Consider the following 3349-nt stretch of genomic DNA (forward strand, 5'->3'; position numbering starts at 1 on the left):
CGCCTGCGGTGTCGTTATCGGTGATGGCAACATTAACAGGGGAAATTGTGATGCTGTTATATTTAGTATCGGTACTGGTGGCTGTATGCGCGATCGCACCTGTATGATTTCCTTCAACTAAACTGTCGTCAACCGCTTTCACCTGCACAGTTTGAGCGACATTCCAATTAGCAGCGGTAAAAGTAAGTGCGGTAATTGGTTGAATTTGACTGCCTGTAGCTAAGTTAATCGTAACAGGTGCGATCGGTTGGGTATTTAACTTAACGCTATAACTTCCATTTGCACCGCCTTCCGTTGCAGTCGCAGTAGTCGGAGTAATGCTAACGCCTGCGGTGTCGTTATCGGTAATATTAGCATTGACCGTGTTGCTGGCAGTGCCATTAACCGTAAAACTGACACTTGCCCCGTTATACTTAGCATCGGTACTTGTGGCTGTATGGGCGATCGGGCCGTTGTGTGGCGAAGTTTCTGCTATGGTATCATCAACTGCACTGACTGTCACCGTTTGCGGTACAAACCAGTTAGTTGGAGTGAAACTAAGGCCAGCAATTGATAGAATTTGAGTGCCGGTGTTGAGGGCGATCGCCACATTTGCAGTAGGCTGATTAGTTAGCACAACTGTATAAGTATCAGTCGTCCCACTTTCTGCTACATTAGTGCTCCCGCCCGACTCAACAATCTTTACCTGCGGCCCGCCAGGAATTATTTTAGTAATAAAAGCATCAAAGTCACCTCCCCCATTCGCCGCTTGCAAAGGATTCGCTGTTGGGAAATTAGTAGAAGCACTACTTCCCGCTACATAAACTGCACCAGAAGTATCCACCGCAATACCATTACCATTGTCGTCGCCGCTGCCACCAAGATAAGTAGAATCAACAAAGGCAGAACCAGATGAATTGATACTTGTGACAAAAGCATCTTTCCCGCCGCCGCTGACACTTTGAATAGCATTCTTAGTCGGGAAATTAGTCGAAGTCGTTTCCCCTGTCACATAAACATTATTCCCACTATCTACAGCAATGCGATAGCCCCTGTCATCTCCGCTGCCGCCCAAATAAGTTGAATAAATCGCATTGTTACCTAGAGGACCTAACTTGATGACAAAAGCATCATTCGCACCACCTCCATAAGTCGCTTGAACTGCATTTTTAGTCGGAAACTCAGTTGAAGTGGTACGTCCCAGAACATAGGCATTTCCAGAACTATCTACAGCGATATCATGACCTACTTCATTGCCAAAGCCACCTAAATAAGTGGCATAAGCGCGCGAACCATTCGCATCAAATTTAGCGACAAAACCATCATATTCACCTCCAAGGGCATTTTGAAAGCCTAAATCTTTCCCCGGCAAGTTAGTTGAATAAGTAATGCCGGTAATGTAGGCATTACCATTATTGTCTATGGCAATGGCTTGAGCGTCTTCGCGACCAGAACCGCCGAAATAAGTAGAGTAAACTAAACCACTACCAGTTGGATTAACTTTAGTAACAAACGCATCAATTCCACCTCCGTATAGTTGGGAGGCATTGGCAGTGGGGAAACCGTCGCCTGTGATTCCGGCAACATAAGCATTACCGTTAACGTCTACCGCAATGCCGTTGCCTAGGGCGCCACTGGTGCTCGTGCCTAAAAAGGTAGAATAAACTAACGCATTGCCGGCTGCATTGAGTTTAGTTACCGCAGCAGTGTAATTAGGTGCTGTCGGTTGAAAAGCACCCGGTGTAATTGGATAACCAGGATCGACTTGTCCGGTTAAATAAGCATTGCCTTGACTGTCTACCGCAATCCCAAAACCGTATTCATTGCCAGTACCGCCGATATAAGTAGAGTAAACTAACGCAGTTCCTTGAGGGTTAATTTTAGTAACTAAGAAATCAGCTTGACCCCCTGGGGTAGTTTGGAATGCAGCAGGAGTAGTCGTAAAATTGTTAACAGTAGTGCCAATAATGTAAGCCGCACCTGTGCTATCTACAGTCATGCGGTTGGCACCATCATAGCCGCTGCCGCCTAAGTAAGTCGAGTAAGCTAAAACCGGGTCGATAACTAGGGGTTGAGTGCGATCGAAATCTCCCAAACTAAAATTAACTTGATTGTTTTCTAATAAGTTGTAAGCTGCGGGAACATTCACCCGCTGTCCGTTAATGTCTTGATAAACTATCGGTGCGTTATCTATTAATTCGCCCAGCGGTGTTTCTAAAATCAGTGCGCCATCGTCACGCAACCGGATATTGTTAACACCACTATAGTTCATCCGAATTTGACTCGGATCAGCAAAAGGTGCAACCAAAAACTCGCTCTTAAGTTGTCCTTCTGTACCTTTAAAAACGCGGTCAATTCCTTGATAAACGTTTTGATAAACAACGCCGTTAAAAGTAGGAATGTCAGTGTGCCATTGACTCAAATCTTCGCCTAAAATAAAGTTAGCAACTCCGGGCAATTTTTCCAGCCCGGAAATTGTCGGATTCGGGTTGCTGTTGGCTAAGCTGCTGCGGACAATTGCAGAAGTTGTGGCTGCATTACCCGGTTCAGTTGGTGTTTGGAAAGCGGTAAAGGTGATTTCGTTGGGAGTGAAATAGATACTGTGACCGGCACCTTTGACCTGGAATTTCACATTAGGGTCTGTTTGTCCAGCATTTGCAATAAAACTTAAGGGAATTTGACCGTAAGATGCTTGTTGATTTGGAGAGCTCATATGCTGGTATTCCTGGCTTATGTTATGTCAGTAATTATACGGGAGTACCGGGTTTGCTGTATAGTAAATTCTTGCGAAAAATTTGCGAAAAATACAATTTTCTTGCGAAATTTCTCGGAGTTTGATGAATAATTGTAACAATGGTTGTGGGTGCGATCCGTAAGTTTGAAAGTCCGAGGGTTCGCCAGTTAGATTTTTCGCCAGTCCGATTTTTCGATGGTCCGACAGTTCGATTTTTCGCCAGTCCGAGAGTCCACCAGGGGTTGAAAACCCCTGTCTCATAGCGGAAGTCCTCTCAAAGAGGACTAAGATCGATCGTAATTTAATTGGATTTATCAGTCGGTTTCAACCGACTTTTGCTATGAGACAGGGAATTAATTCCCTGGCGGACTTGTGGGTGAATGCGAAAACTTTTGAATGCGAAAGATTGTGGGTAAGTCCGAGAGTCCGCCAGGGGTTGAAAACCCCTGTCTCATAGCGGAAGTCCTCTCAAAGAGGACTAAGATCGATCGTAATTTAATTGGATTTGCCAGTCGGTTTCAACCGACTTTTGCTATGAGACAGGGAATTAATTCCCTGGCGGACTTGTGGGTGAATGCGAAAACTTTTGAATGCGAAAGATTGTGGGTAAGTCCGAGAGTCCGCCAGGGGTTGAAA

At 45.2% G+C, this 3349-nt stretch carries 1 protein-coding gene; it reads right to left on the reverse strand.

The features are described from left to right. Positions 1-2692: SBBP repeat-containing protein (locus AAFP11_RS28365; RefSeq protein ID WP_341740029.1), on the reverse strand; the 2692-nt coding region annotated here is incomplete at its 3' end. Positions 2693-3349 lie beyond the last annotated feature (657 nt).

It is taken from the genome of Microcoleus sp. CAWBG640, from assembly GCF_020883015.1.
GTDB lineage: Bacteria > Cyanobacteriota > Cyanobacteriia > Cyanobacteriales > Microcoleaceae > Microcoleus > Microcoleus anatoxicus.